Below are 25,329 nucleotides of genomic sequence, written 5' to 3' on the forward strand. Positions count from 1 at the left end.
TATTCCAAATCCCTTATGGCAGTATTCGTCATGTGCTCCTGCTCCTGCAAGAGCAAAATTTTTCTGCTGGACTCAACGCGCAGAACGTATCTCCTGGAGTCACTCGTGGGCAGTCTCAAGACTCTTCCATTTCAGAACTGTTTTGTTTTGTGCCCCTGGCTATACTCCAAGGGGAGAGGTAGAGGAAGGTATGTTCGGTACGTTCGGGTCGTCAGCGTTGTCAAACAAAGACTGGAAACACATGCGTTTCCTACTTTAGAAAACGAGGGAGATTATGACGAGGCTCTCATCATCTCAAACCATTCTGGTTACTGGCGCGACAGGTTATATTGGGAGTAGATTGGTCCCGCATTTACTCCAGAAAGGATGGACTGTGCGCTGTTTGGTGCGAGATCCTGCCCGCCTCGCGTGCCGGAATTGGGAGCAGGTGGAGGTATATCAGGGAGATGTCCTTACCCCTGAAACGCTCCAGTCGGCTCTCAAGGGGGTTTTTGCTGCCTATTATCTGGTCCATTCCATGAAGGCGGGCGAACGAGGGTTTACCGAGCGTGATCTGTTGGCCGCACTGCAATTTGGGCAGGCCGCCCAGGCGGCAGGTGTTCAGCGCATCATTTACCTGGGTGGGCTTGGCCGTGATCAGGATACCCTTTCTCCGCATTTGAAAAGTCGCCATGCTGTGGGCGAGCAGTTACGTGCTTCAGGCGTAGCTGTCACCGAATTTCGGGCGAGTGTCATTATTGGGTCGGGAAATATCTCCTTTGAATTGATTCGCTACCTGACTGAACGGGTGCCTCTGCTCATCTGTCCCAGGTGGGTTCATACGTTGACTCAGCCGATTTTTGTTCAGGATGTCCTGCGCTATCTGGTAGCGTGCCTTGGCCTCCCTGAGACCCAGAATAGGATTATAGAGATTGGCGGCGACCAGCCTTTAAGCTATGGCCAGATGATGCTTATCTACGCCAGGGCACGTGGATTGAAGCGTTGGCTCATCCCAGTGCCCGTGCTGACTCCTCGACTATCCTCCTGGTGGGTAAAATTAGTGACCCCCTTATCAGTGAATGTGGCCAGGCCTTTGATCGATGGATTGAAAAATCAGGCTGTGGTGCAGGACCCAACGTCACAGCGACTGTTCCCTTTTACACCTCTCAGTTATGAAGAGGCGCTGGCACTGGTCTTGGAGCGGAAAGAAATTGGCGAGGGTGATCTGGCCAGGTCAGGATTTTCTAGCCAGTACACGTCATCTCAACCCCTGCGTAAACAAGGTGAAGGACTCATTTTTGAGCGCCGTCATTTTGTCACTCCGGCATCTGCAGCGGCCATTTTTCAAGTGCTGACTAGTTTGGGTGGAGAGAATGGGTGGCTCTATGCAAATATGCTGTGGAAAATCCGTGGGGCCCTCGATCGCCTCGTAGGTGGTGTCGGCTTACGTCGAGGCAGGTCTCCTACCGCCAAACTGCGCGTGGGTGATTCACTGGACTTCTGGCGCGTGGAGGTGCTGGTCCCTGATCGACTGTTGCGGTTGCGCGCGGAAATGAAACTCCCCGGCAAAGCGTGGCTGCAATTCGAAATTGTGCCGCAGGGACTCGGGAAAAGGCGCTTGCTCCAGACCGCTATCTACGAACCGAAAGGTCTGAAAGGATTGTTCTACTGGTATAGTCTCTATCCCTTGCATCGCTTGATCTTCAGAGGTCTGATTGCTGCTATCGTACGAAAAGCCGAGCAAATCCCCCGTAGAGAGCAGAAGGGCTTCGTGAGTCAGCAAAGCTTTCCTTGAGTAGGAATCTCAAATCCGTTGGAGTCGTGTCTAAAGAAGGCCACCAATGAAAGGCGGTCCGTCCGCGAACGATTTCAGGATAAGCTTGGAGCCAGCTACAGCGCTCGGCCTGTATGTCTTGGCGTTCGTCGAGCGAACGGAAGATCCTATTGGCGAGCGGCTCATTGGAGAGCGGCCACTCCAGGGCGGCGTGAGCCTCTTTCACCAGATCACGTGCGGCCTGGCGCATCGTCTCTGGTTTGCTCTGCTCGCTGATCTTGGCAGAAAGCTCCAGGGTGTCGCCGCCGTCTTGCTTTTTATCATTGCGCCTGGCGCTGGCTTCAACGTTTACCAGGTCATCTTTGGTCTAGCCAACGCTGGCCATGCACACGCCAACCAGCCAAGTGCAAACGCTGTTTGCCGCGTTTGAGAAAGACGGGCCAGAAGAAAAGAAAAGCTCCTATTTGTGTATTTTTCTACAAATAGGCGCGGCGGAACCGACGGGCGACGAACCACCGGTCGCCCCTGGCATTGATCCCCATCGAGAAGTTGTTTGCTGATCACAATGATATTCTGATCTCTACGCCAAAGTCCAGTTCTGATTATGCCCAATCTGATGATCCATTTGACCAGGCCCTTGATACTCCAGTAGTGGTTTCCCTCTCTCAACGCCATCCAGGTCCAAATACGCCACCATGGAAAATCCCCATTTCCGAGTGGTCGAATGTGGTACGCCGCGTTGTTGAGAACCAGGAGCCACTACGGAAGGTTGCAGACGATTACAGCGTCTCATACGAAACAATAAGGCGTATCGTTCGGGCTGCAAGTAAGTAGCAGAGGTATGGTCAACGTATTCGGAGAAATGGAAGAGAGTGGTGAGGTCTATCACCTCATTCGGCCTGCGGATGCCCCTGGGTTCACCCATGGGGAGGAAGCAGGCGTTCCTTTCCTGGTGGCAGGGGAGGGGGCTCCTCGGTCCGTCATCCCTGCAAGGTCGTTGCCACCACAGCATAGTCGTAGCCGTCGGCCAGTTGGAGCACCCGGCAAAATCGCGCAGGAATCCCCTGCACCTTGCCCATGCGAAAGTGCTTGTTCGCGCGCACGGCGATGCGCCCGGTATGGGTCCCCTGCGCCGCAAACCCTTCCGGAACCATGGCCCGCACCCGGTCCCCCGTTTTGATTCCCAGGACCTGCTTGCGGCGCATCAAGGAGCCAACCGGAAAGCCCGACTCGTCGACATTCGTGCGGCTGTAGCGACCCCGACCCGTGGCTGTGATGGCCAGGGCCTGGTGCGCACCCACCTTGACTCCCGCCACCTCCCCCACGCACAGGGCATCCAGCGCGTGCGTCTTGGGGATCGAGAAGCGCGCCCGGTTCCATCTCGTGCGTCCGCCGCTCCAGGTGGTGAGCGGCAGGTCCAGCGTGCGCAGTTCGTCACAGAGCGCGTAGCGGGTGGCGTTGACCGCCGCCGTGTCCCGCAACGGCTGCTTCGCCTGGGCGGCCACTTCGGGATGGCCGAACTCCGCGGCGGTGCGCTCCCCCTTGGCGGCATTGCACGTGTGGCAACTGAGCGCCAGATTCGACACGCGGTTGGAACCACCCCGACTGCGCGGCTGGATATGGTCCAACTCGAAGGGCGTGTCCGTGCGCCCGCAGTACACGCACCTGCGCCCGAACTTCTCCAGGAGATAGGCGCGCACTTCCCAACCGGCCAGTTCCCCGCGCTGGTACTCGACCCCGGAGATCTCTGGTTGCTGCAAGAGCTGCGTGTCGAACTTCACGCGCTCCACCGCGATGCGCACCAGCGGAACCCAGCGCTGATAGCGCCTGCCCCAGGACAGGACATTGTCGATGCGTGAGCGCAGGGACGGCGGGAGCCAGCCAGGCGCTCGACGGCGGTTGAGGAAGCGCGCCGGCCGATAGCGCAGGTTGGTCGAACGCCTCCGGCGTCGATACCCGGCCCGTTTGCGCAGTCGGTCGCGGACCTCCTCTCCTCGGTGGGAGAGTTCGGCCAGGTGCAGCGCGTGGTGCACCTCTCCCTCGCTGGTCTCCTCCACCCGCGCCAGGGCCAGGCCCGTGGTTTTTGCGCCAGGATCGATCTTGAGCGCCACCGGTTGCAGCGTGCTCTGCTGGACGCTGCGGTCCTTGAGACGGATCGTGAAGGGGCTGAGCCGGTGGACCACCGCCCGCTTGCGTGCGAGCAGGAGGCGTGCACGTCTGGGGGTACAGGGCATGAGCGGCTTTTTGTATCTGTCGAGCACAAACACCATGGGTGACTCCTTTCGTTTCCCTCGTGTGAGGGCCCCGTTACCGGGCTGTGTAACGGTCCTGAGCAGGCTGACTCAGGACGCTCCCCTCGCCGGTGTTGCTCTCGCTTGTTCGGCTCAACGCACCGACCCGTACCCCGACGGGTGCTTTTAACGCTGAGCGACAGCGCTCGCTGCTGAGGAAGCACAACGAGGTGTCGTGACGAGCGCAACGCTGGTACCAATCAGCGCCTTGCCTGCGGGCTCTGGTACCTCGGCTGGACAACGAAGACGGCATCAACACAAGGGACAAGCCCCCGCATTCATGCGTGGGGATCGTTGACTAAGACTAACAAATCATCTCATTATAAGGTTCTCCGTCAGCGTTAGCTACCATCTGTCCCTTAGAGCGCCTCGACCTGATTATCACCGACAAACAATCTCCGCTCCACCTGGTAAACCAGATTAGTCAATTGGGGGTCGAGGTCTTGCTGGTATAAAGTTGTTTTACCAAACAAGACATGCTCCGCCCATTGATGACTCCGCTAAAAAGCAAGCTACCTGTTATGGCTTGGCAATCCATCGACGTCCTTGTATGTGTTGCTAACACATCGTTTCAAATTTTCCAGCGGAGTCATTGAGGGAGGGCAATGAACCACACAGAGTGTTGCCTAGCGCGCGACTATTTCCTCGACCGTTGGGAAAAAGTCGCCCTCCAGTTTCTGGCCCATTTGTAGCTCTAGAGGATCGGTGATGACATGCCGCTTCCCGGTGTACGTCGTGCTGGCATCCATATAGATAGCGACGTGCGCGATACGTTGCTCATCGGTAAAATTTGGCGTTGCCATGTGGGCGATACGAGCATGATGGAAGGTGCAATCGCCCGCTTTTAAGGGGACTGTAACGCGCTGCATCCATACCAGGTCAGGGCACTTCCTCATCAAGTCATGGGCATCAGAAAGATCCTGGCTGGTGAGTTCAGTTTTTGTCTGTGAACCGGGGATAAAGGTCATGCAGCCCCTTTCGGCTGGCACATCGACGAGCGCGATCCAGGCACTCAGCGCATGGGTTGAGTTGGCGTGCGGCCAGTAAGGTTGATCCTGGTGAAACTCCGTTGGTGCATTGTTGTGTGGTTCCTTGATAAGCGTCTGGTCGTGCCAGATACGCAGGGGAACGCCTGCCAGCCGTTGGGCTATCGCGGCCACGTTGGGGTGGAGAGTAAGCTGGCGTATCGCCGCATCTTCGCGCCAGACATTGACCAGTTGCGTGAAGATGTTGCTGTGATGTGAGTAGTTCTTGATGCGTTTCTGCGTCTCCAAAGTAGCTGCGCGGAATCGTGTCACTTCCTCTGGCGAAATAATGCCACGAATAGACACGAATCCTTGCCTGCGATACGTCTCGATAGTTTCAGTAGAAAGGTTTTCCGCAGTCGTCGTATAGACAGATATTGTCATGTGAAAACTCCTTTACTCTTCACATATGAGGTCCCTGAAAGCTCCCCCGCTAAAGCGGTGGGGGTTCCAGGGGTTCTTTCCACGCTTCAAGTGCTTCCCTTGTGGAGAGGAGCGCTTGCTCTAGTGGTCGTTCCCCCGGACGTTCGAGCAGACGCGCTCCGGCTCGAGTCAACCCCAAGCTTCGGGGCAACGTCTGCCCCTCTTTCGCGCGTTGTATAGTACGCTCATGTGCTGCTCGCAGGCGCGCTTCCGCCCCCTCCCAATACCCCTGGTATCGGGCACACGAGGGAATAGGTTCTGCTGGATCCAGGTAGGCCGCCAGAAAGGCCGAGTACAAATCGCGTTGAACTGGCCCAATGCCGCAGACACACTGATGCCAGCGCTGGGAGAGCGGCTTCTTTACTCGCTTGCCACAGCCATGACACCATTGGCTCAGCGCTGTCGTGCGCGTGGGGACCTCGATCAGGGTGCCGCCCGTACTTGCAACGGTGCGTCTCAATAACTCGACAAACATCCCTGGAGCTCGCAATCCCACACTCTTGCCATATGTTTTCTGCCAGGCCTTGTAGGAGATCTTTTCGAGGATGATGGTCTTGCCCAGCGCGACGACCTCGTGCACCTTGCGGCCATGCAGGCTCTTGCGGTGAGCTGCCAGCCTGCGCTCTTTGGCCGCCTTGCGCCGTCGGGTAGCCTGGTAGCACTTGCTCTGCTTCCACCGCAGCTTCTTTTTGCCCTGTTTTTTGATGCGCCCCTTCTCGTCGTAGTTTTCGGGATTGGCGGCTCGCCTCTGCCGATCCATCTGCCGTTGCAAGCGGCGAATGGCTTTGGCATCAGGAGCCAACTCGGCGCAGAACACCTCCAGACTTGCCTCCCCTTCCTGGGGAACGAGGGCCAGAGTCGAAGGCCCCAAATCAGCCCCAACAATGCTTGTGCCCACCTTGTGCTTTTTCTTGCGGTGCGGCACACCTTCCAAGGCCAGCTGCACGAAGTAGCGGTAGCCCTCGGCATCGGCACCGGCTGCCCTGGGACTGTTGGCGGGACGTTGGATAAGGCGGGCATACTTGATGCGATGCCTTAGGCCATGGGTCACTACCTCATCCTTCCAGGCGATGAGGGCTGGGAGCTGATCCCCGTTCCAGAGCAGAAAGCCGGCGTTGCCTTCTTCGGGGGATTGCAAGACAAAACGCAGGCTGGTATCGTTGCGCTTGTTTTCGATGCTGGAGAAGCCACGTCCTCGGCTCTTGAAGCGGACCCTCCTGGCCTGGCCCACGCAGACACGATTGAGGGCTCGATAGGCGCGAGTGGCCAACGTTTGCGCCAGCACGGCCTCAATATGCTCGGCAATCCAGCCCACGCGCAGGGCTTTGACCGCTTCGTGCAAGGCTGCTTCGCTGAAGCCATACCGCTTGCGCAAGGCGGAGAAGGCCGCTGCTCGTTCCGCTTTGTGGGTGCGATGAAGGGCGCGAGCAGCTTGCCAGGCGGGATCAGCTCGCATGCGGCGTAGGCGCTTTTGTCCTTCGGAGAGGATAGCATTATAGAGCAGGCGAGCGGCTTCCAGGTGGGCGCGCAGGCGGGCCGCTTGCCCGGGATGGACCACCAGGGGCAGTTCCAGCAGGAATGTGGGCGTGGCTGGCCGCTTCTCCCGCTGCTCTTCCTGTTGCTGCTTGCTCTGGCGTTTCTTGTCCATCAGTCTCCTCTCTCCTCACATCTAGCGCTTGTATGCTGATGCGTCTATTCTAGCAGAACGCGGACTAGAACGCAAGTTCTTTTTTATGGGTTCCCCGAAGGAGAGCTTCTCTGGAAAGGGATTGTTTCCTGCTGCGAGAGGGGGCATCCCGGGCGCACTTCTCAGCCGCACTTCTCAAGAGCTTTCCCTCCTCAGCCACCCTCTTCCCCTGGAGTAGGGAACGGCGGTTCATCCCCCGCTTCAAAAACGGGGGCTTTCCCACCCATTTCCTGTAAAAAGGTGTTTAAGCAACTACGATAACGACACGCCGCTTCAAGCGCCGATCGAATGGATCTTTTTGTATGATTACGATAGTAATATACCGTTTTATAACGAGAAACTGTTAGGCAAAAAACGTCTACTTCTTCGCTATTATTGATATAGTACGTCAGTACCAACTATAGTCGTTTTTAACGATAACTATATGCGTAACTCGTGCAGTTTTGGTTGGCATGAAAGTGACATGATGAGTAATCAAAGAAGACCTAAAGCATTACTTTGGCAGCATCTCTACGGTAATGATGGTGTACCGGTCATAGCACAGCGCGTTTCCCTGATGAATGGAGATTTTGAACCTCACTCGCATGATTTTGTCGAGGTCGTCCTGGTTCTTTCGGGGTATGGGAACCATATATCGCTAGTAGGAGAACAATCACTTGCGCCAGGTGACATCATCATTCTTCGCCCTGGTGCCTGGCATGTGTACCGTGCTTGCCGGCAACTCGAAGTCTATAATTGCTGCTTTAGTCGTAGCTTGCTGCAAAACGAGCTTTCCTGGATGGGCGAAGAAGCGTGGCTCCAGCACCTCTTTGTGGCAAAAGCGACCAGTGTAGAACAGCACAGTATCCATTTTTTTCATCTTGCTCAGCCGATCTCTACTACATGCTTGAGCCACCTGGACACTATTCACATTGCAAAACAGACAAACAGTGTTTTACAAAAAACTGCCATCCTTGGGCATCTGCTCCTCTTCCTCACCCAACTTGCTCAAGATATGGGCGAGCGCGATGCAATCAATGAGCCTTCCCTAGCATGGAAACGGGCGTTACCTATGACTGTGCTCTCTGCTAAAAACCTGCTCGATAAGCAACTTGCCTATCCCTGGAGTCTGGAAACGTTGTCTAAACGCCTGGGAATTGATCGTTCCTACTTGGTGAGATTGTTTACAGCACATATCGGAATATCACCTATAGCGTATCTCACGCGCCAGTGCACCCAGCAGGCGACACATTTGCTGATCACTACAGATCTGCCTATTGCTACCATCGGTGCAGCAGTAGGCTGGCCCGAACCACGGCATTTTGCCCGTCGCTTCAAGGCTCAGGTAGGGGTGAGTGCCTCTGCATACCGGGCACAATTTTTTGCGCCGATGATCCAGTCCGATCAAACACACCAGGCCACATTCGATGAGAGCAAGCAGGTATAAGATGGCGGTTAGCCTCCAACTTGTCGGCGTGTCTTACTTATCCAAAGGTTGCCCGGTAGGCTGTGGGCGTCTGATGGAAGGTAGTCTGGAAGGCATGAGCCAGGCGGGGACCATCGCTAAAGCCAACTCGCTGCGCGATTTCGGTCATATTAAGCGAGGTGGTGCGCAGCAGCGTCTGGGCACGTTCCAGGCGTAGGGAGCGTATGTACGTAGCTGGTGGGACACCGACCTCGCGTGTAAAGATCTCGCTAAAGCGGCTGGGGGAGAGAAACAGTAGAGAAGCTAGTTGTGGTACGGTCAACGGCTCATGAAAACGCTCCTCACAAATGCGCAGAACCTTGGCAATGCCGTTACTACAGGCAGTTTCCCCGCTCATTTTGGAAGCAGGAAGTTCTTTGTCTACCGGTCCTTGCCCGCGTGTGACAGAGACAAGTAGATGAAATAACTGGCAGTGCGTCAACAGGACAGCGGCGAGTTCTGGTTCAACATACTCCAGGCAAATTTCTCCAAGTATCGCATTCACGGCACGATGATGCTCTGGTGAAAGGTGCAAGCGGTGCGCATAGCAGGGCTGCTTATCTCCGACGGTATCCTCTGCACCGATAAGTAAACGCCAGAATCCGGGTAGCGCACTTAATGCTGCTAGTTCTTCAGCAGAGAAGAGATGACGTTGAAAGTAAAACGCGTCGAGCTCAAGTGTGCGATAGTGCTGATAAGCATGGGTTGCTCCGGGTGGAAGAATATAGACATCTCCAGGCACAACCGTATAGGGATGGTGATTAACCACATGGATGCCATGCCCGTTCTGAACGATATAGAGGGCGTAGAAATCTACATGGTGGTGCGGACCGGTGTCTAGGCCATCAGCGTAGCGCTCGTGTCGTAGCAGAAGAGGAATGGATTGATGTTGCTCCATGTTCGCAAAAGAGCAAGGAATAACCTCCTGCGGTCTCGTTCGCTCCGTCCATAGATATGTATCTGGATACTGCATGCTATACACCTACCTTTTCTGGAGAAAATGCCAAGAAATCCGCTGAAATTGACAAGACAATGATCCACCCTTGCTTTTATACTTACCTGAAGATCGTGTGTCTTGTCAAGCGATGATTGTTTTATCATGCTAGCAGGTAGGTGAAATTTGAGCACCACATGATAAGTGTAAGGCAAGACATGGAAGTAGCAGTACTGCATGTTACGATGTTTCAGCATACAGAAAGGCAGGCGATGAGCGATTTGACATCTGCAACTTTTGATACCTACGCGCCGTTTGTCGAGTCCGATGCGAACGCCGCTGCCGAAGCGCTGCGAAAGCAGATGAACGAACAAGGGTATCTCTTTTTCCGGGGACTCGTTCCAGAGGAGGAGGTACTCACCGTACGGCGTGCTGTGTTGGAAGTGATTAGCGCGGCAGGATGGGTTGATCCAGCTTACGACTTGATGGAAGGGCGAGCGATGCCCGGACACAAGCCGCTAACCGAGGGGCAGCCAGAATACGCTGCTGCTTATCGCAAGGTGTTGCGTACCCCCAGTTTCCATAACTTTCCGTGCCATTCTGCGCTTATGGGGGTGGCACAGAAATTACTGAGTGAGGAAGTCTTCGTGCACCCACGACGCATCGGGCGCATAACTTTCCCCGGTGCGGTGGCTTTCGCGACACCACCACACCAGGACTACTACTACATCCGTGGTTCTGTCGAAACCTATTCGTGCTGGACGCCCCTCGGCGCTTGCCCGCGTGAACTGGGCGGGCTGGCCGTCTGGCCCAGCAGTCACAACTTCGGCTTTATTGAGCACAGTATCAAACATCCCGGCGCTGTTGGTGGTCATGGTGTCCCTGTGGATGAATCTCAGGCACACTGGCACACCGCTGACTATGGAGTAGGGGATGCGCTGTTCTTCCGCTCGTACACCATCCACAAAGCGCTTCCCAATCTCACGCAGGATCGCCTGCGTCTCTCAACCGACAATCGCTATCAGCTCAGCAATGACGAGATCGACCCTGCTGCTCTCAAGCCGCACGGCGTGAGCGGAAAGTAGTCATATACACAGCGTAGCTATGAGGGCAGTAAACACTGTTTCACCACCTCATAGCCTACCAGTATTTGTATCATTGGTTCGTAGTGCGCAACAAACCGAGCGCTGAGAATGCGCGATCAAGTTCTACCTCACACCAGGAGGAGGATTATGGTTCGCAGTTCGCTAAACGAATGTCTCAATTTTCTCACTACTCGTCGCCAGGCCATCAAAACGATGAGTCTTGGAGCCACTGCTCTTGCACTGTCTGGTTGTAATGTCATTATGGGTGCTGCGCCCCCGGGACTTTCCTCGTTAGGCAAAGATCCGGCCCCCGGACGCAAGACCGTCATCGAGATTTATAGCGTCTTTAGCAGTAATGTTGCCGTCGGTTGGAACGAGCTTGCCGCACGATATGAAAAAGCCCAGCCAGATGTTGGCGTGAAAATTACCTATGCGCCTGCCAGCGGTGGCGGCGGAGATGACAATCCGAAGCTATTTACCTCCATCGCGGGAAAAACACCTCCTGATATCGCCAATCTCACTCCTTTCAGCACGCCCCAGTGGGCTGAACTGGGTATCATGACAGACCTCACCCCCTATTTGCAGCGTGATGGGATCACTGCCGACACTTTCTTCCCAATAGCTTGGCATGACATGAACTACAAAGGGCGTGTCTGGCAGGTACAGTGGGACGCGGACCCTAACTTTGCCTTCTTCTGGAATAAGGATCTGTTCCAGAAGGAGGGGCTTGATCCCAACCGACCTCCTCAGACCATCGATGAGGTAGATGAGTACTCGCGAAGGATCAACCGCAGCAAGGGAGGGAATGTCACACAGATCGGCATGATTCCATGGGGAACCTATGGCTTCAGCAATTCGATGTTCACCTGGGGCTGGGCTTTCGGCGGCGAATTCTATGATCCTGAGAAAGAAGAGGTTACCCCCGACAACGACTATGTGGTCAAAGCCCTTGAATGGATGGTAAAGTACGCCAGATCGGTAGGCGGGGCAGACAAGGTGAACGTGAGCCCGCCAAATCTACAGTTACCTCCCTTTGGTGCCGGCACAGTGGGTATGGCTCCACTGGTTGCCCCTAATGCCAGAGACTTAAAGACAGGAGCTCCCAATATGCATGTAGGGGCGGCTTTGCTACCATATCAGGGACCAGGAGCAACACAACCGGGGGCCGGGGCCTGGTTTGGCGGCTGGAGCCTGTTTGTTCCTAAAGGGGCCAAACACCCAGATGAGGCCTGGGATTTTATCAAGTGGGTCTCAACCAGTCCCGAAGGTACGCTGGCTCAATGGGAAACGGTTGGTTTCCCCCCTGCTTGCAAAAATACTCCCGTCTTCGATCGTATGAAAGCAGATCCCATCATGGGCCCATACTACAATGTGCTGCTGACAGCACAGCATTCCCGACCAGCTATCCCTGTGGGTGGGTTTTATGCTACACAATTTGAGCAAATAATCTCGGATGCTATCTATGGCAAGTTGACACCGTTGCAGGCACTCAGAACGGTCAAGGAGAGTACCATGAAGGAGTGGGTCCGCTTCAAGCGCGAGGCCGGTTCGTAACCCTCGACCCCTGGTATTTCTTTGGCATTCCTGATAGGTCTCTCTCATCGCTGAGCGCTTATCCAATTCCAATGAAGGAGGACATTGATGACCGCAACATCCCTCAAACAGTCCAGTGCCCGTCTTCGACGACGGGATCCGCAGGCGCGTCGTAACTTCCTCTGGGGACTGTTCTTTACATCACCGGCCATCATCGGTCTGCTTGGATTCACTGCCTACCCACTGCTCGCATCCCTATATTACAGTTTTACCTCGTACTCGATGTTTGGTCCCATCAGGTGGATTGGCCTGACAAACTTCACCGACCTGTTCACCGATAGTAACTGGTGGTTGTCTCTCTATAACACCTTCTACATCCTCATCTTTTCCGTTCCCCTGGGTATCCTCGTCGCCCTCGGTCTGGCGCTTCTCCTCAATTCCAAGGTACGCGGCATCACCGTTTACCGGACGATTTTCTATCTACCGAGCATTGTGCCGATTGTCGCATCTGCTGTCGTCTGGAGCTATGTGCTCAATCCACAGTATGGGGTTTTGAATAACATCCTGAGCGCCTTTGGGATCAACGGTCCTGGCTGGCTGACCAGCCCTGACTGGTCGAAGCCCGCCCTGATCCTTATTAGCGTCTGGGGAGTCGGTAATCTTATGATCATTATGTTGGCTGGCCTGCAAGATGTACCACAGGATCTCTACGACGCCTCCAGGGTTGATGGAGCGGGCGTATGGGGCCGCTTCTGGAATGTGACCATACCCTTCTTGAGTCCACACCTGCTGTTCGCGCTGGTGACCGGCCTGATCGCTGCCTTCCAGTACTTTGCGCCAGCTTATGTCTTGACCAATGGTGAGGGCACACCAGCAGGTTCTACACTCATTTCCAGTCTCTATCTCTACCAGAACGCGTTCCGCTTCTTCAAGGTAGGCTATGCCAGTGCGATGGCGTGGGTTCTATTTATCATCATCGTTGTGTGTACCGTGCTGGTATTCCGTTTCGTTGGCCGGCGCATTTACTACGGAGGTGCATAGTCATGGCACAGGGCATTTACATTCCAGAACAAAACGAGGAGCAGGCACTTATCGAGGCACGTCAAAGCGCCAGTAATCGGCGCTTCAGTATAGGGCAGCGCATAGCAACACACGCGGCGCTCATCATCTTGAGCTTGATCTTTATTACGCCGTTTTTCTGGATGTTCACTGGCTCCCTCAAGACTGAAGCCGATTTGAATGCGCTTCCGATCACCTGGTTGCCCCAGACCATCGATCTAGGGAACTACATCTATGGCTTGCAGGCACTGCCATTTGCCCTCTACATCGTCAATACACTGGTCATTTGTCTCTGCTCGATGATTGGAGCAGTCCTTGCCAGCTCATTTGTAGCCTATGGCATTGCGCGTATCGACTGGCCTCTACGCACACCGCTATTCATAATCATCTTAGGGACGACGATGATTCCCTTCTACGTGACAATGGTTCCCCTGTTTACTCTGTTCCGCAACATAGGCTGGGTAGATACCTACCTACCGCTGATTGTGCCAACGTTCTTCGGGGTACCTTTCTACATCTTCCTGCTCAGGCAGTTCTTCTTAACCATTCCCAAGGATCTATCAGATGCGGCGAAGATTGATGGCGCGAATGAGCTGTCAATTTTCTTCCGCCTCATCTTACCCCTGTCCAAACCGGCTCTGGCTGCGGTGGCGCTCTTCCAATTCCTGATATCCTGGAGCGACTTCCTGGGGCCGCTGATCTACCTCAGTAACCAGAACCACTACACTGTGTCACTGGGCCTCTCGTTCTTTCAGGGTCAATATAATACCGAATACGGGGCAATGATGGCTGTGAGCGTGGTGCTGGTGATACCTGTCATAATTTTGTTCTTCTTTGCCCAGCGTACTTTTATTCAAGGCATTACGTTGACGGGCGTGAAGGGCTAGCAAGGAGCATTTGATGAGACTTGGTTGTAACACGGTACTATTTCCCACGCAAGATTTGCAAGGAGCGCTGGCACGCGTAGCCTGGTGCGGTTTCAAGGAGGTTGAGTTGGCGGCCATACCGGGTATGTGCGAGCACGTTGTGCCCACGCGCGACGATGCGCAGGAGATCAAACGACAGGTAGAGGAAGCCGGGCTACGAGCCGTCGCTATGGAGGCGGCGATGAACCTCACCGTGCCAGACAATATCCCGCGCTTTCTCTCGGTGCTGCGCTTCGCCGCGCAACTTGGCATCGAGGTCGTCAATTCGGGTAACGGAGGGAAGAGCGATAATCGTGAAGACGAGCGCGTGGTGCATGCAGCCATTCGCGAACTAGCTCCCCGTGCGCAAGAATTGGGCGTGAAGATAGGCGTCAAAGCCCACGTCAATCAGGCCATCTATAATACGGCAAGCGCGCTGCGTGCCCTGGATGCGGTTCCGCTAGAAGGCTGGGGCATTAACTACGATGCCAGCCACCTCTATCGCGTGGGCGATGATATGGTGCAGGCTGTGCAGCAGTTGGGGCAGAAGATTGTGTCTGTACACATTCGCGATACCCTTGAACAAGTTATCTCCATCGGTCCGCCACCCACGCAAGTTGCGGGTCGAGGGAATATCGATCTGTTGGCCATCGTGCGTGCGTTGCAGGCGATAGGCTATAAAGGACCTGTTGATCTGGAGGTCATTGGTGGTGCGAAATTCCAGGATTGGCAGATGGTTGCTATTGCCGCCGAGAGCCGTGGCTATCTGCATCGCGTCATGCAAACAGTTGAGGAGGGATCATGTTAAAAGTTGCTGTCATTGGACTGGGCCATATCGGCCAGACCCATACACGCTATTACAGCCAGAACAAGGACGTTGAACTTGTTGCCCTATGCGATATCCTGCCCGAACGCGTCGATCCTGTGGCGCGCCAGTACGGGGTCAAAGCCTATCACGATCTTGACGAGATGCTCGCCAACGAGGCTATCGATGCCGTCAGCGTTGCCACTGCTGGCCCCGAAAACGGTGGTCATCACTATGATCCAACCATGAAATGCCTCGCTGCTCGCAAGCATGTATTGGTGGAGAAGCCTATCTCCAACAATATTGAGCATGCACGCGAAATGGTGCGTTGTGCCAAAGAGCAAGGCGTGTTGTTTGGCGTCAATCTAAATCATCGCTTCACACCAGCGGCGGATAGGGCAAAGCAGCTATTGACCGAGGGAAAAATGGGTGAGGTGCTGTTTATCAATATGGCTTTGTGGATTAACAACCCCAATGAAAGCTCCCCCTGGTTTCACATGCGTGCACTGCACCCGCATTCCATTGATGTCATGCGCACTTTTGGCGGCCCCATCAGGCGCGTCCAGGCTTTCATGTACAAGGGGCCGGGGCGCAAGATCTGGTCCAATGCCTCGATAAATATGCAGTTCGCCAGTGGTGCCGTTGGTCACCTCACTGGCAGCTACGATGCCAGCCGTTTTCATCCCATCGAGCGCTGTGAGGTAGGCGGCAGTAATGGGCGTTTTGTCATCGAGAATGTCTTCGAGCGGTTGGAGTTCTTCCCGCGCAATAGTCCCGACAAGCTTGTGGTAGCGAATCCCATTATGGGCGGAGGCATGGGGACGTTCGATGACACCTTCCGCAATCGTATCATGACCTTTGTTGAGCAGGTGCAGGCCGGTGGACCGCTCGACGCTTCGGGCGATGATGGACTGGCAGCTCAAGAGGTAATAGAAGCCGCTATACGCTCGTGGGAGCACGGCACGATTGAGGAGGTACAAGGGTAAACAAGATGCAGAGACCAAACATCGTTCTGATTGCCCTGGATACTCAGCGTGCGGACCATCTGGGATGCTACGGCTATTCCAAAGCGACCAGCCCGTTCATCGATAGCATTGCGCGGCGCGGCGTGCTCTTTGAGCGTTGTTACGCGCCCAATATTCCCACTCATCCCAGCTTCACAACCATGCTCAGTGGGAAGGAAGCGATGACGCACAACATCGTCAACATTGGTGGGGGTGCTCCTATTGCCGAAGGGATACGCCTGTTGCCTGAGATCCTCAAGAAACAGGGCTACGCAACCGTTGCTGTGGACAGTATGGGCCGCCATTTCAGCCGTGGCTTCGATGAGTACATTCCCTACACGTGGGATCGCTCTGATCCGAGGGTGCTGCGCAAGGCGGAGGCGGTCAACGCAAAAGCGCTGCCAGTCATTCAGCGCTTGAGTAAGCAGGAAGAGCCGTTTTTCCTCTTTATTCACTACTGGGACCCGCACACGCCATATCTGCCTCCCCCAGCCTACAGGCGCAAATTCTATCCCAAAGACCGTGACCCTTACGATCCTGAGAACCACAGCATGGATGAAGCCTGGACATGGGAGCCGTTCAAATGGTACTTCCATGACTGGATGCCGGGTGTGACCGACGCCGAATACGTGGTCAATCTTTATGATGGTGAGACGGCCTATATGGATCATCACCTGCGTACTATCTTTGCTGAGCTTGCACCGCAACTCCAGGACACGCTGGTGATTATCACCGCTGATCATGGTGAAATTCTCAATGAGCAACTGGGGTACTTCGACCATCATGGGCTTTATGAAGGCAATGTGCACGTGCCCCTCATTTTCTACTGGCCGGGTACAATGCCCAGGGGCAAACGTGTGCCCGGCTTCGTGCAAAATCTCGACTTGGCACCCACCATGCTTGAACTGGCGGGCATCCTTGATCACGATAGGATGGAGGGCCTTAGCCTGCTTCCTCCTATCTTTGGACTGCGTGATGGCAATTATGATGAGGTGTACCTCTCTGAGGCGACGTGGGAGTTGAAACGTGGTTTGCGCACACAGCGCTGGAAATTCATCAACTCGCTGGAACCAGACCGTCACGGCCGCCCTATGCAAGAACTGTTTGATCTTCAGAGTGATCCACAGGAACAACGCAATGTTGTTGCGCAGTACAGCGATTTGGCCCAGGGACTGGCGTCACGCCTCGATACGTGGGTCGCGCGACGTCTGGCGGAGACGGGACGGAAAGTTGATCCTCTGCAAACGCAAGGCATTTGTGGCACGAAGATCGGCACACCCAGGCCCGGCGAACTTATTGGAGCAGGAGCCACGCCGCTACACGAGCGAAAACAGGCACAGGCAGCCACCATTCCCGCACCTGAGGCGCTTCAAGCACCCAACGAGGTGACCGACGAGGCGAAAGGAGTGAAACTCCATGGCTATGTCAAGCGATAATGTCGTGCGCATTGGGGTCATCAGCTTCGCGCATGGACATGTCAACGCCTACATCGAATCCATCAAACACTTTAACGATGCGCTTGTGATCGCAGCCTGGGATGAGGACCGCGAACGTGGCATGGCACGCTGTCAACAATACGGCATCGCGTACGAGCGCAACCTGGATGACCTCTTGCAACGTGAAGATATCGATGCTGTCTTCGTCACTAGCCCGACCAATCAGCACGCGGTGCACGTGGTTGCAGCAGCGCAAGCTGGTAAACATGTGCTGCTTCAGAAACCTATGGCATTGACGCTGACAGATTGCGATACCATCATTTCTACGGTCAAGCGATACGGCATCAAGTTTAGCATGTGCTACCAGATGCGTGTCGATCCGGTGAATCAGAAAATCAAGGCGCTGCTCGACGAGGGGGCATTGGGGAAGATTGCCGTCGTGCGCCGTCGACACGCGATCAATGCCCTGCTCACGCCAGGCTTTGCGCGATCTGGTAACTGGCATATCGACCCGGTGCAGAATATGGGCATGTTCATGGACGATGCCTCGCATGCCGCTGATTGGTTCTATTGGATGCTGGGGCGGCCCGTCAGCGTCATGGCGGAGATTGATAATATTGTCACGACTGTAGCCCCGGATGATAACGGCATTGCCATCTATCGCTTTGCCAAGAAGGAAATGGGCATTCTGCTAAATAGTTCGACGATGCTTGCTGCCGAGGCCACCACCGAGGTGTATGGCGACCAGGGCGTGCTTGTGCAAAATTATGGTGATGCACCATCGTCGTGGCTGCCGCATCCACCCGAGGCTCCTGCGCTCAAAATGTATCAAGCCAGCGCGCGTGAGTGGAGTAGCTTTGATCTACCCGCTAACCGCCAGCAAGCGGAGCGCATCAAAGCGGTACCACGCCCGTTGATCGACTACTTGCAAGGACGAGCGGAACCATTGGCAACTGCGGAGGATGGGCGCGTATGCATCGAAATGGTGCTCGCTGCTTACCAATCGGCCCGGGAAGGAAGACGCATCCATTTCTCACGCTAGAAAGAGGGATTGACCCATGCCCGAACCTACAAACCAGCCCGATATCGTGGTGGTCGCCATCGATACATTGCGCCCGGATCACCTGGGATGCTACGGCTATCCCAAAGCAACTTCGCCAGAGATTGATGCGCTGGCTGCTGAGAGCATCGTCTTCGACCGTGCTTTTGCCGCTGGCATACCAACCATGCCCTCATTTACCACGCTTTTCACCGGCTTGCATCCCTATCGACACGGTATTGTTGCGCATCTCAGCAAGCGCCGTCTCGCCGAGCGTATCCTGTTTCTTCCGCAATTGCTAAAACAACGTGGCTATATCACGGCGGCGTGCGATAACCTGGCGGTGCAGGGTAACGGACGTGGTAGCTGGTTCGCGCGCGGCTACGATTACTACTCAGGCTTCGTATACAAACCCTTTGCCGATCAAAGCAAGCAACTCACCGACCGCGCTTTGAGCTTGATTCAGGAATATAGCGGGAACCCGCTGTTTCTTTTTATGCACTACTGGGAGCCGCATACGCCCTATGGACCACAGCCGCCCTATGATATGTTGCATTACGAACCAAACTCTGGTCCGATTGACCTAGCTGAGGTGAGAAGCATTTACCCTGAATACTACGATGCATTGCTGGACGATATGAAACTGCGTTATCCCGATGACTATGCTTATGTTGTCGCGCAGTATGACGGTGAGATTAGCCAGGTGGATGCTCAGGTGGGTCGTCTCACACGGGTGCTGAAAGCGCGCGGCAACTGGGACAATACCATCTTTCTGTTGCTCTCCGATCATGGAGAGTGCTTCGGCGAGGGCGGTTTCTACTTTGATCATCATGGCCTGTACGATGCCGTAACGCATATCGCGCTCATGTTACGGCTGCCGGGTCAGCAGACCAGGCGTGTCGGGGCGCTGGTCTCGACCGAAGATATCCTACCGACCCTTAGTGATCTGGTAGGGCTGCCAGCACTGCCATATCCACTGACCGGCACGAGTATCATGCCGCTGCTCAATGATACAAGTGAGACCATACGACCGCATGTAATCTCCGCCGAGTCTACACGTCAAGCATCGCTCGCACTGCGCATGCTTGACTGGAAGGTCATTTTACCCATCGTTGATGATACTCAGGGACAACCTTTGCCTGATTTTTACGGACGGCAGCGCAGCGCTGATCCGCTGCTCTTCCATCTCAGGTCGGACCCTGGCGAACAACGAAATCTGAGCGATAATCTTCCAGACAAGCTTGCCGAAATGCTGACGATACTCGCCGACTGGCGCACTGAAATGGCACGCATTACGGGCGAGCCGGACCCCATTCAAAGCCAGGGGCTGACCTTGCCATACAGCCAATTCATGGAGCGTGTTCTTGCCCGGCGCTGATAATTTGTTAAGAGGCTTACCGACCTGCTGTGCTGGCATGTAGGCTCAATATGCGCAAAGCTATCATGAAGTGCAAGGTAGCTACTTTCCAATTTCTCAGTAGTATGTACTGATCTGCTTTACAAGCTGCTTGAGCTATGTCGACTCGTCGCAGAAAACTGGTAGCAGATACTGCCAGCCTGTTACGCGTCTAAACCCGACCATTCAATCTTTTCTGCTGAGAGAAAACCGATTACAAGCAGAATGACGAGCAAAAACTCGCAGCAGAATAGGAAAACCTGTTAAATCAGAATCTATTTGCACCTGGTAGCAGTTTCGCGCATATTAGGCCTTGTACTACCGGTTGAAGGAGGTGCGCTTATTTACCAATCATGTAGAAGTTGTCGCTGGTTCGAATACGACCAGGGAACCTTTTGTGGAATATACAGATGCCTATGGGTCTACTGGTCCTCAGACCTCGACCATTGGAATCCTGCAAATAAAGCGGTTGTGCTTGGTGGATCTGGCTATTCCCGGCCACACACCATTATTGGATTGCCCTCAGTCGTCCCTCTGGGTGGTCGCCTGGCAATCTATTATGACGGGTTAGCCGAAAGCGGGTTCACCCATATGCGATGCGACATGGTTATGCACATTTTAGAGCCAGGAAGGCTTCATTATGATGTGGAACAACAATTCATTGCAGCTATAACACCGCGGCCCGCGTTTTTACCGGTTTTGAGAATGCTAGAGGGCGTCATAGAACGCGAAGAAACCGCCGGAACGCTTGTTGTACTCCGACGGTGACGGAAACACAAAAGCGCCAGAGTCTTGATTGACTCTGGCGCTTTTCTTGGGTCCAACAGCGGAACCAACGGGATTCTGCTTATTTCCAACAACACTGCGTGACAGGTTGCTATTTCAGCTTAGCGGAAGCGCCGCCACATGGATAGACGATGGATGAGCTGTCGCCAAGATAGGCGATGATAGGAGTGAGTCCGCCCAGGATAGACCATATCGAGGCGGCTAGCACCATGTGGGTAGGCGACCTGGGGGGTCGAGTTATGCGAAACGGCAGCGGGGGAGCTAGCACCATCCGAGTAGGCGACCTGGGGGGTCGAGTTATGCGGAACGGCAGCGGGGGAGCTAGCACCATCCGAGTAGGCGACCTGGGGGGTCGAGTTATGCGGAACGGCAGCGGGGGAGCTAGCACCATCCGAGTAGGCGACCTGGGGGGTCGAGTTATGCGGAACGGCAGCGGGGGAGCTAGCACCATGTGGATAACCGATAGATGGATGTAACGAGGGTGCATAGTGTGTTGCCGCTTGATGGGTGATAGCGAGGGAGTGGGCAAGCAGGATCATGCTGGCCAGGAGAGCAACGATGAGGAGCATTCCCTGCAGTTGCCTATGATGTTGACGAGCGTACATGATGATTCGTCGTATGTGCAGTTGCCTATGATGTTGACGAGCGTACATGATGATTCGTCGTATGTGCAGTTGCCTATGATATTGACGAGCGTACATAATGGTTCGTCGCATGTAATGTAAAAGATGGGACATATCTGCTCCTTTCGTTGGTCGTGTAAGGACCATGAAACGGGTCGCATGGTGCTATCCCGGAGAAGTTTAGATAACCTCTATATTTCAATTATAGTGGGACATACTTCCCCCTAATTGGGTATGTACTTGAACGCGCTGAACCCACAGGTTGCGCAACGAGATTGCAGCAGCACACAGTTGGTAGAGTGCTAAACGGCTTCAGAGCATCCCAATTAGTTCAATGTGCTAATTGAAATTTGTCTCTTCATATGTGTGAAAATTCTGCTCTTATATTGATGAAGCGTAGTTCTACTCTATCTCCTGGATCGGGGAGAGTTGAAGTCCACGCCGCGAGAAACTAAGTGCTCTCCTGATGCGGTTCCATTGGCTTGTTAAGCGGAAGGACGTTTTATTTTTGTCCAATCGTGATGAGTCAAATTTAGAAGAGTCTAACCTCTAAGATGTCAAATTGGATGTCAGAATTTCTACTATATAGCTTGCCATTGATGCCGAAGGAGAGATTCTAGTCGGGTTATTTGTAGGTGTTGGTGGCTGTCCTCCTGGAGCTTAAAATCTAGGTCCTTTGTTTGTGGGTGTTGGTAGCTTCTTGTAAAAATTTGTGGGTGTCGCTGTACTAAATGCTGTACTAGCTATGCTGGTGTAAGCGCTTATAGGCTTTATGGCTTACTGTATACGCTTTTGCCATTGTTCATGCTTCTGTGCCTCGTCTTCGTAGCGAAAAGCCAGCTCAATGTAAAGATCTTCACCGCTCTGTTTGAGATGGGCCTGTATAGTGACAGAAAGCAGGAGGCTCTTGCTATCAAGCACGACGAGACGGGCTCGAAGTGCCGGAGGAGTACAGCGCGCATATTCGCAAAAAACAGCGAAAAATGATAAACAGTGTGGGAGGGCTGCTTTTCACGGTTCAGAAGGCGCTGCCGCTGATGCCAGATAGCGCATCGATAATTATAGATGCATCCATCGTTGTCAGCAAAGGGTTGCCAGAAAAGAAGTAACCTACCAAAACGACGCTGGCTTGCTCAACCAACATGGCAACGTTTCGCCTGGAGGTGAAGGACCAATGGAAGAAACGATGAAGAAAATTTTCTCTGTGGAGGAGCAAAGAAATGGCTGAGAGTAGGTTGATTGCGCTGGTGTTTGACGGTGAGCAGGAAGCAGAACAACTGTGGCTGCGGACTCAAGAATTACAGAGAAGCGGTCTCATTCCACCTGGGGATGCAGCGATAGTTATCATCCGGCTGGATGGCCAGGTCATCGTGCAACAAGTGGTAGATCCCACAGATGGAGACGCTTTTAACGCCCAAACATGGGAATATGTCATCAAAACACTGCTCTCTGGGTGGGGTGAGGGCATTGATGATTGGTTTGTCCAGCAGGTGAAGCAACACCTTCTTCCAGGGACATCCGCTCTCTTTCTTTTGGTAGATCCGTCCAAGGCTCAAGAGGTCGTTCACGCTTTAAGAGGTTACCCAGGTAAGCGCTTCTACAGCGTGCTGTCAACAGAAGATAAGGCAAGGATTAGAGCGGCTGCCGGGCAGGCATAGGCGTCGATGAGCAAAGCAAGGCTGACAATTACCGAGTGCTGGGGTCCGCCTCATGATGAGGCACGTCTCCTCAGGTGGCGGGCGAATCGGCAAAGAGAAAGCTGCCTGTGAAGAGACTTTACAATCGGTTTCATTGGGGGAGATGGGGGAGAGTTGAACCCCCTTTGATGGGTTTTTGGCCTGGCTTTGAAGCTCTGTTCGTGGCCTTTTTGAGCTTGAGAGTGAGTTATTTTTGTCCATTCTTGTCTAACTTTTTCGATGCGTGTTGAGCCGTTTTGCTCTCACTTTTGCTCTCATTTGTTTGCGATTTTGGGTTTCATGGGCGGTTTACAGCTTGCTATGGAATTGTATTCTCTTGCCAGGAGTCTTGTCCATTGTGCTCCTATCTATAGGATACCCAGCGCCCGGTAATTAGGATATATGGAGTGCGTATTTAGTGTATATGTTCCTTCTCCTAAGTGTATTAGGATGGCATCGCTTTGAGAGATACTTGAGCGCTTGTTAATTTCGAGATTACATTGTGTTAAACGAAGCTTAAATGGGGCTGAGTATACTTGACTGTATTGGTTTAATCTATCGACACATAACAAATTACTATTTGAAAGGGAAATATGAAGACATCAACTATCGTCCGTCTCGGCGCGTTAGCCCTGGTCGTCGTGCTGTGTATCACGACTTTCATGCTGGTGAACCACCAAGCCAGCGCTAATGGTTTCGCGCCCGCAGTCAGCCCCGCAAAGTCTGTTGTTGCTTTGCCAAACTATGATGTTTCGATTTTTGCTCAAGGTAATAAAGCATACTATAATCCTGACTCGGTGGATGTCGCGGGCAAATATATCTTTATTGGATATCAGAACACGACCGCCAAGGATGGCACGGATCATAAGACGAGCACGATTGTGCAGTATACACGCCAGGGCAAGGTTGTGCATACTTTCAGTGTCCCTGGTCACTGCGATGGCATGCGTTACAACTCTACGACCCATCTGCTCTGGACCACTTCTAACGAAGACGGCAATCCTAACATCACCACGATCAACCCTGATACTGGGAAGGTCACCTTGTACCAGGTGCCAGCCGCCCCTCATGGCGGTGGGTATGATGATGTGCTCTTCATTAAGGGCCAGGCGTTTATCGCTGCCTCGAATCCCACGCTGAATAGCGCGGGCGTTAATGTCTTTCCTGCCATCGACAAGGTCGAACTGAAAAACGGCAAGGCTATCTTTACGCCTGTTCTCTATGGCAATGCGACTGCTACCGATGTAACGGCCAATCAGAGTGTTACTCTCAATTTGACCGATCCCGATTCAATGACGCTTGATAATCAGGGGAATCTGATTCTGGATGACCAGGCCGACGCTCAGATTATCACTGTACGCAATCCAGGCACGGCCCAGCAATCGGTGACCCGCCTCCCTGTAGGTACCCAGGTTGATGACTCCATCTGGATTCCTGCTAAAGAGGGCAAGCTGCTCGTAGTCGATGGCAAGGCTAACACCATCTATAGCGTCACGATTGATAAGACTGACTTTGCCAAGGGTACGATCTTCACAGAAGCCCCCTCCGATTCGGGTGTTGCCGGTTTCGTTGGCAAAATTGATCCCAAAACTGGGACCATCTCGCCCGTCATCATTGGCCTTAACAGCCCGACTGGCCTGATGTTCCTCCCTTCAGAAGGGGAATAGTCGAAAAATATATGCTGGAGAAAAACACCAGCTTTTCCTCCTCCATAAATTAGTAAAATCGAATAGGTCTTCTCTAATAAAAGAAGGGGCAGGGTGTCTTACGAACACATCCCATCCCTTCTTCCTATTTTTGGCCCGGCGTGAGCAATTTTTATAACCCTGCATTGGGACTTTATGTCTAGCCAATGTAACACTCTACAGGTTTTCCGGGTTCGAATGGGAGTACATCATCAGCGTTTTGGGGTCGGCGAGGTAGCTCTAGAGGCGGGTTTGTAGGGTTTCTGATAGCTGCTAGTTTACATGCAGTAGGTCTGGAGTTCGAAACCCTAATCACCTATCTCAAGCGGCTTTAGAAGGTCTTAGCAAGCAAGCACAATGCTATAGAAGAGCTTTTTTGTGTTTTTTTCTCGCCCAAGCCTACCGCCTCATTTATGCGATTTCTGGTAACTCTGGCATTGGTGTTTAATCGGCTCCATCTAGTTCTGAAGCGGCTTTACGCTTATTTCCAAGTTCCTATATGCTAGTATATTACGTCTTTTCGTTCTCGGCCTTTGTGATACTTCCTGGCTGCCAATTTCGATAACCGCAATTGAAGCCGTTTGGATATGGCTTCAATGTATGAATTGGCCGATCTGGAAACAGGGCTAACCAATCCTTGTAGATTTTTCGCGCTTCCTTTTCATCACGCGCATATGTAAATGTCATCATGGTAGCCTGCCTCTTATTATATCCACTTGCAGCCACTAACCAAAACGTCA

21 protein-coding genes and 1 pseudogene are annotated in these 25,329 nt (G+C 53.6%); 16 read left to right on the forward strand and 6 right to left on the reverse strand.

From position 1 onward, the window contains the following. The first annotated feature begins 274 nt into the window (after positions 1-274). Both KRAC_RS10880 and KRAC_RS71090 read left to right on the forward strand, forming a co-directional pair. Positions 275-1,774, forward strand: coding sequence for an SDR family oxidoreductase (locus KRAC_RS10880; RefSeq protein ID WP_007906911.1), 1,500 nt, complete (start codon positions 275-277; stop codon positions 1,772-1,774). A 46-nt stretch (positions 1,775-1,820) separates the two neighbouring features. After that, positions 1,821-2,183, forward strand: a complete 363-nt coding sequence (locus KRAC_RS71090) for a hypothetical protein (RefSeq protein WP_007906913.1) — start codon at positions 1,821-1,823, stop codon at positions 2,181-2,183. A 550-nt stretch (positions 2,184-2,733) separates the two neighbouring features. Here the strand turns inward: KRAC_RS71090 and iscB are convergent. From iscB to KRAC_RS10905, 3 genes are all read right to left on the reverse strand, one after another. Then, a complete protein-coding gene (iscB, locus tag KRAC_RS10895) occupies positions 2,734-4,023 on the reverse strand; it encodes an RNA-guided endonuclease IscB (RefSeq protein WP_007906915.1) in 1,290 nt (429 codons plus the stop codon). A gap of 647 nt (positions 4,024-4,670) precedes the next feature. Then, entirely contained in the window at positions 4,671-5,453 is a 783-nt protein-coding gene (locus KRAC_RS10900) for a phytanoyl-CoA dioxygenase family protein (protein WP_007906919.1), read from the reverse strand. Positions 5,454-5,502: 49 nt separating this feature from the next. Beyond that, positions 5,503-7,140, reverse strand: a complete 1,638-nt coding sequence (locus KRAC_RS10905) for a hypothetical protein (protein WP_007906922.1) — start codon at positions 7,138-7,140, stop codon at positions 5,503-5,505. A 502-nt stretch (positions 7,141-7,642) separates the two neighbouring features. Here KRAC_RS10905 and KRAC_RS10915 point away from each other — a divergent pair. Further along, positions 7,643-8,605 carry an AraC family transcriptional regulator gene (locus tag KRAC_RS10915; protein WP_169460877.1) on the forward strand — a complete coding sequence of 321 codons (963 nt, stop codon included), beginning with the start codon at positions 7,643-7,645 and terminating at the stop codon, positions 8,603-8,605. A gap of 37 nt (positions 8,606-8,642) precedes the next feature. Here the strand turns inward: KRAC_RS10915 and KRAC_RS10920 are convergent, their stop codons facing one another. After that, complete coding sequence (locus KRAC_RS10920) at positions 8,643-9,596, reverse strand: AraC family transcriptional regulator (RefSeq protein ID WP_007906925.1); 954 nt, start codon at positions 9,594-9,596, stop codon at positions 8,643-8,645. A gap of 233 nt (positions 9,597-9,829) precedes the next feature. Between KRAC_RS10920 and KRAC_RS10925 the strand changes: the two genes are divergently transcribed. From KRAC_RS10925 to KRAC_RS71095, 10 genes are all read left to right on the forward strand, one after another. Further along, positions 9,830-10,642: a phytanoyl-CoA dioxygenase family protein gene (locus tag KRAC_RS10925; RefSeq protein WP_157506385.1), complete on the forward strand. Its 813-nt coding sequence runs from the start codon at positions 9,830-9,832 to the stop codon at positions 10,640-10,642. 147 nt (positions 10,643-10,789) lie between these two features. Continuing rightward, positions 10,790-12,196, forward strand: coding sequence for an ABC transporter substrate-binding protein (locus KRAC_RS10930; protein WP_007906928.1), 1,407 nt, complete (start codon positions 10,790-10,792; stop codon positions 12,194-12,196). Between the two features lie 87 nt (positions 12,197-12,283). After that, positions 12,284-13,216, forward strand: a complete 933-nt coding sequence (locus tag KRAC_RS10935; protein WP_007906930.1) for a carbohydrate ABC transporter permease — start codon at positions 12,284-12,286, stop codon at positions 13,214-13,216. 2 nt (positions 13,217-13,218) lie between these two features. Continuing rightward, on the forward strand, positions 13,219-14,121 hold the full coding sequence (locus KRAC_RS10940; RefSeq protein ID WP_007906932.1) for a carbohydrate ABC transporter permease: 903 nt from the start codon (positions 13,219-13,221) through the stop codon (positions 14,119-14,121). 13 nt (positions 14,122-14,134) lie between these two features. After that, positions 14,135-14,947, forward strand: a complete 813-nt coding sequence (locus tag KRAC_RS10945) for a sugar phosphate isomerase/epimerase family protein (RefSeq protein ID WP_007906933.1) — start codon at positions 14,135-14,137, stop codon at positions 14,945-14,947. Beyond that, positions 14,941-15,930: a Gfo/Idh/MocA family protein gene (locus KRAC_RS10950; protein WP_007906937.1), complete on the forward strand. Its 990-nt coding sequence runs from the start codon at positions 14,941-14,943 to the stop codon at positions 15,928-15,930. The genes KRAC_RS10945 and KRAC_RS10950 overlap by 7 nt, the downstream gene beginning before the upstream one ends. Before the next feature lie 5 nt (positions 15,931-15,935). After that, complete coding sequence (locus KRAC_RS10955) at positions 15,936-17,384, forward strand: sulfatase family protein (RefSeq protein ID WP_007906939.1); 1,449 nt, start codon at positions 15,936-15,938, stop codon at positions 17,382-17,384. After that, complete coding sequence (locus tag KRAC_RS10960; protein ID WP_157506648.1) at positions 17,371-18,426, forward strand: Gfo/Idh/MocA family protein; 1,056 nt, start codon at positions 17,371-17,373, stop codon at positions 18,424-18,426. The genes KRAC_RS10955 and KRAC_RS10960 overlap by 14 nt, the downstream gene beginning before the upstream one ends. A gap of 16 nt (positions 18,427-18,442) precedes the next feature. Beyond that, a complete protein-coding gene (locus KRAC_RS10965) occupies positions 18,443-19,801 on the forward strand; it encodes a sulfatase family protein (protein ID WP_007906941.1) in 1,359 nt (452 codons plus the stop codon). Between the two features lie 415 nt (positions 19,802-20,216). Then, positions 20,217-20,390, forward strand: a complete 174-nt coding sequence (locus KRAC_RS71095) for a hypothetical protein (protein WP_157506387.1) — start codon at positions 20,217-20,219, stop codon at positions 20,388-20,390. A gap of 316 nt (positions 20,391-20,706) precedes the next feature. Here KRAC_RS71095 and KRAC_RS65705 read toward each other — a convergent pair whose 3' ends face one another. Beyond that, positions 20,707-21,342: a hypothetical protein gene (locus KRAC_RS65705; RefSeq protein ID WP_007906942.1), complete on the reverse strand. Its 636-nt coding sequence runs from the start codon at positions 21,340-21,342 to the stop codon at positions 20,707-20,709. Positions 21,343-22,220: 878 nt separating this feature from the next. Between KRAC_RS65705 and KRAC_RS79420 the strand changes: the two are divergent. The 3 genes and pseudogenes from KRAC_RS79420 to KRAC_RS10990 form a co-directional block, all read left to right on the forward strand. Continuing rightward, positions 22,221-22,325 (forward strand): annotated as a pseudogene (locus KRAC_RS79420) (oxidoreductase); the annotation flags it as partial. Positions 22,326-22,448: 123 nt separating this feature from the next. After that, positions 22,449-22,886: a DUF1269 domain-containing protein gene (locus tag KRAC_RS10985; protein ID WP_007906943.1), complete on the forward strand. Its 438-nt coding sequence runs from the start codon at positions 22,449-22,451 to the stop codon at positions 22,884-22,886. Positions 22,887-23,497: 611 nt separating this feature from the next. Next, on the forward strand, positions 23,498-24,571 hold the full coding sequence (locus KRAC_RS10990; protein ID WP_007906944.1) for a hypothetical protein: 1,074 nt from the start codon (positions 23,498-23,500) through the stop codon (positions 24,569-24,571). 528 nt (positions 24,572-25,099) lie between these two features. On the opposite strand, the gene KRAC_RS73695 is transcribed toward KRAC_RS10990, so the two are convergent. After that, entirely contained in the window at positions 25,100-25,279 is a 180-nt protein-coding gene (locus KRAC_RS73695) for a hypothetical protein (RefSeq protein ID WP_169460878.1), read from the reverse strand. Between the last annotated feature and the right edge of the window lie 50 nt (positions 25,280-25,329).

The sequence above is a fragment of the Ktedonobacter racemifer DSM 44963 genome, from assembly GCF_000178855.1.
In the GTDB taxonomy this organism is placed as follows: Bacteria; Chloroflexota; Ktedonobacteria; order Ktedonobacterales; family Ktedonobacteraceae; genus Ktedonobacter; species Ktedonobacter racemifer.